This is a genomic window from Tardiphaga sp., from assembly GCF_028290785.1.
In the GTDB taxonomy this organism is placed as follows: Bacteria; Pseudomonadota; Alphaproteobacteria; order Rhizobiales; family Xanthobacteraceae; genus Tardiphaga.
In genome coordinates, this window is the sequence record NZ_JAQGJD010000422.1 from 1 (window position 1) to 4,229 (window position 4,229).

Below are 4,229 nucleotides of genomic sequence, written 5' to 3' on the forward strand. Positions count from 1 at the left end.
ACGTCGATGCCTTGCTTGGCAGGTTCTATCTCCAAAGCATTGAGGTCGTGCAGGACGAAGATTGCTCGATCGGCGAGCCGCAAGGTTTCGGTTTCGGCGTAGGCATCGGCCCATCTTCCTGTATCGACGTTTCCCCGGATCGCGGTGACCGGTGCAATCCGGCGAAGCGTAGCGATGATGTCTGGATTGCCGATGTCGCCACCGTGGATGATGTGATCGACGCCGGCCAAGAAACGTTCCGCCTCAGGTCTCAGCAATCCGTGCGTGTCGGAAATGATGCCGATCCTGAACGCCATCGGCCGGCCTAGCGCGCGCGTCTCATCTCGTCGCGCCGCATGGGCATCGCGTCGACCTTCCCGAACAGGTAGTCGGCGGACAGAGGCTTATCGGACGAGATGGCGGTGTGCCCATCCTTGCCGACTAAGAAAGCCTGGAAGCGTTTACCGTCCGCATCGAGCCAGGACCGGATCTGTCGGGATCGCTCGCTGCCGTCGAGCGCTTCGGTCAAAACGATCGAGCGCTCGGTCATGCCTTCGCCGGCAGCCCGGTAGATCCTCCGTTGTTCCGCTACCGCGGGGTCGGTCGGAGAACCGACGACGACCAGCACACGGTTCTTCCATCGCAATCCGTCAAGCGGCGCAGCCTTGCTCTCGCCCGTCATCATGGTCATTCCCATCAGCATCGTCATCGCGAGAATTCGCAATCGCATCGTGATACCCTCGGCTCCCCGCAGCGGCATGTCCGGAAGGATAACATCGGCTGCTCCCGATCGATCCATGTCACGGGACGGCCTCGACGAGCCGGTCGATGAGCGCGACCTGCCCCGACAACACTTTGATCCTCGCGGTGTCCAGGTCGAACCACTCGGCAGGGTCGACTTCCGGAAAATGTTGGCGCCTGCCGCTATTGGGGGGCCACTCGAGCTCAAAGGTGTTGCTGAACAGATTGGCTGGGCCGAACACGGCTTGCCCGAAGAATGCGACAACACGCTTCCCGCCGCGCTGGCGGATCTCTCCCAAGGGCCGGAGCGGGCCGATCGAGGCTGCAGGGCCAAGCTCCTCGGAGAGTTCGCGAAGGGCCGCCTGCTCCGGATCTTCCGAGCCGCCGAACTCCCCTTTCGGAATGGACCAGGCGCCGTCATCCTTGTTGCGCCAAAATGGGCCGCCGGGGTGGACGAGCAGAACCTCTAGGCCCTCGTCTCCCTGCCGATAGGCCAATATGCCGGCGCTCACGGGGGATCGCTCCGACCTGCGCCGCAGCGGCTTCTCGATCGCCGTCGTCCGAGCCTGGCGCCGATCTGCCACCATCTTCAGATCCCCACGCGATCGAAGTCGGCGGCCAGCCTGCTTTCCCGGAAAATGCTGGTCGCCTCCGCCAAGATCTCCTCGTCGGAATAGCGGCCTGAGATGTGGGTGAGGACCAATTGCTTCACGCCGCACTTCGCCGCGAGCGTCGCAGCCTTCGCAGCGGTCAGATGGCCGTAATGGCGTGCCATCTCCGCGTCTCGATCGAGAAACGTCGCCTCTATGACCAACACGTCCGCATCCCGCACCTGATCGGATAAGCCGTCCACACTCTCCGTGTCGCCGACTACCACAAGCTTCTTGCCCATCGTGGGCGGGCCGAGAACGTCCTCCGGATCGATAGTCCGGCCATCCGGCAACGTGACCGGCTTTCCATGCGACAACCCCCTGCGCTCCGGACCGTCCGGAACGCCGAGGGCCGCGAGGCGCTCCGATGAAAGGTGGCGACGGATCAGGCTCTGGAACGTGAACGCGAAGCTGTCGGTGTCCCGGTGGCGAACCGGAAAGCAGTCGATCGTGAACTCGGCGGTCTCCACGACAGGGCCGGACTGCAGGGGGACCAGTTCGAGCGGGACAGGCGCCCGGCCGTCGCCCCAGAATCCCGCAAGCATGCGGCTGACGACTTCGAGGGTGCCGGGCCCGCCATGAATCGTCATAGTGTCCCCGACGCTCTGCTGCAGACGCAGCGTCGAGAGCAGGCCCGGAATACCCAGGACGTGATCGAAGTGGGCGTGTGTCAGCAGAAGCCGGTCGAGCCTTCTGAAACCCGCGCCGCTTCGGAGCAACTGCCGCTGCGTGCCCTCTCCGCAGTCTATCAGGACCCTGTGGCTTCCAGCTTCGACGAGCAGGCCGGGATGATTGCGTTCGGCGGACGGCACGCTTGCCGACGTCCCCAGGAAGGTCAAAGCGAACAACCGACAATCCCCCTCGCCGGTGCTGCACCGACTACCTTGAAAACCCGAGTCTTCCCAAGGTGTTCCGGAACGTCCCCTTTGTCGCGGTTTGAATCCCGGTTCCGTTGTGTCGGTTGAGTTTGGAGTAGATCATGGCCCCACGCGCCAATTGGAAGCGCTTCCCTGCGCCTTTCTCTCGTCACCTGCCCGGTCGCATTGTTTCCAGCCACCTCGGATTCCGAGAACATCAGCTTCAACCGATCAACCGCAACACCGTCCATCGCATAAAATACGTGAAGGTCGATATCGACACCGGTGAGGAGGTCCTCGCCGAGGACATCATGAAGGGGTTTGCGGTCGATAAGGACACCAACATCGAGGTGTCTAAGGACGAGCTCGAGAGCATTCCGCTGGAGTCCACCCGGACCATAGAGATCGACGAGTTCGTGCCGAAGTCCGACATCGACCAGCGCTACGCGATCCGCCCCTACTATCTCGTTCCGGACGGCAAGGTCGGTCACGACGCCTACGCCGTGATCCGTGAAACCATCCGCAGCATGGACATGGGTCGCGAAGGACATGCTAGATCTCGCGCGGCACATCGTGCAGTAGAAGACGGCCTAATTCGATCCGAGCAAGTTCGACGACGGGTACGAAACCGCGCTGCTCGAACTTATCAACCAGAAGCGCGCCGGCACGATCGTAAAGCCGCACGGCAAGGAGCGTCCGGGCACCAACGTCGTCGATCTCATGACCGCCCTGCAGCAGAGCCTGAAGGGCGGCGGTCCCGTTCCTTTTTTTGGAAGGCGGGACAATTCAAATGCTCCCGTCCCTGTGGACAAACGCGCGTCAGCCAAAGTGACGCCAATTGTTTGGAGACCAAGGCACAAATAAGAGGCGCGACTTGGAAGATGCTACTGATCCGCGCTTCGAGACGTTTCCCGCTTGGTTAGCAACTGTCTGGGGTCAGAACGAGGATGACTTCGCAGAGGTGGGATCGCTACAACTTCATTCGTTGAGCGAGACTGACGCCAAAGCTCTTTGCTGTCTCTTGAAGAGATCCTTCTCTAATCCGATTAGAGCAAAACGAGCCTTAAATCCGCTATGAGCGTGCGGTAGCAATGAGCTACCGCTCACCGTAGGACGGGAGCCGTTGCAGCTCCCGTTCGACGTCAGACGATGACGCAGTGCATCACTCAAAAATCAGCAGTCGTTTTCACCCATTTTGCCAGGTGCGACCTTAGCGCCTTCGGCCTGCTGAGCCGCAGTAGGCTGTCCTTGCATTTGCTTTTGGGCATCCTGAGGTGATGCGGGACTGACGCCGGCCTGCTGGTTCATGGCGCTGGTCGGTGGGTGCTGATTGGAGTTGGAACTCGTCCCGACCGTCGTTCCGGTCTTCCCGGGCGTGGGTCCAGAGCCGGCGTCGCGCAACTCCGTCGATTTGCTCGTGCTGCACGGCCCCGCCTGCGCTACAGAGCTGAGCCCCAACAGGACTGCACAAACGATAATAATTTGGCGATTCCTTTTCATCTGCCTCTCCTTGGGTTTGCGCCGGCGCGCGACGCGGTCGCGCATGCCGGCATGCCCAACAACTTGCCCGAGGACGCTCAGGTTCCGCCGGGCCGGAATATCTTCAACGCGGTATCTCGCGGCGCGATGCACTGTCCGCCCGGGTGTGGCCGCGGCACACGCCGTTTGAGATTTCGGAGTTAGGCGAGACGAGTCTTTCGCTTCGCGTGAATTACCTGCGGTCTCCGGACCATTCGCCGCACAGACGCCAAGTGCGTGATCCGACTCTTGCGACTTGCGAATCTGCGGGCGTAGGCTTTGAGCATCGGAGGGACGGCCGATGTGCATTCTTTAAAAACTGCTGATGGGGTCGGGACTGGCGGCCGGTATCGGCACTACAGCCGCGGGCCTACTCATGGCGATAGCGGTTTTCGACTAGCACCCTACTCCAGGTCAGATCGACACAACCGCCCGCCAATTTCCAAACGTTTCCGCCGCTAATCGTCCGATAGATCGTATTGCT

General features: G+C 61.4%; 4 protein-coding genes and 1 pseudogene. 1 reads left to right on the plus strand and 4 read right to left on the minus strand.

Features of this window, described 5'->3' with window-relative positions:
- The 4 genes from JWR89_RS26235 to rnz all read right to left on the minus strand — a co-directional run.
- The coding region (locus JWR89_RS26235) for a metallophosphoesterase family protein (protein ID WP_299721115.1) at positions 1–296 on the minus strand (296 nt) is incomplete at its 3' end.
- A gap of 8 nt (positions 297–304) precedes the next feature.
- Positions 305–688, minus strand: a complete 384-nt coding sequence (locus JWR89_RS26240) for a DUF4174 domain-containing protein (RefSeq protein WP_299721116.1) — start codon at positions 686–688, stop codon at positions 305–307.
- Between the two features lie 91 nt (positions 689–779).
- The gene (locus tag JWR89_RS26245; RefSeq protein ID WP_299721117.1) at positions 780–1,307 is read right to left on the minus strand and encodes an NUDIX domain-containing protein; all 528 of its coding nucleotides are present in this window, start codon (positions 1,305–1,307) and stop codon (positions 780–782) included.
- Between the two features lie 2 nt (positions 1,308–1,309).
- On the minus strand, positions 1,310–2,218 hold the full coding sequence (gene rnz, locus JWR89_RS26250; RefSeq protein WP_299721118.1) for a ribonuclease Z: 909 nt from the start codon (positions 2,216–2,218) through the stop codon (positions 1,310–1,312).
- A gap of 131 nt (positions 2,219–2,349) precedes the next feature.
- Here rnz and JWR89_RS26255 point away from each other — a divergent pair.
- Positions 2,350–2,971 (plus strand): annotated as a pseudogene (locus JWR89_RS26255) (Ku protein); the annotation flags it as partial.
- Positions 2,972–4,229 lie beyond the last annotated feature (1,258 nt).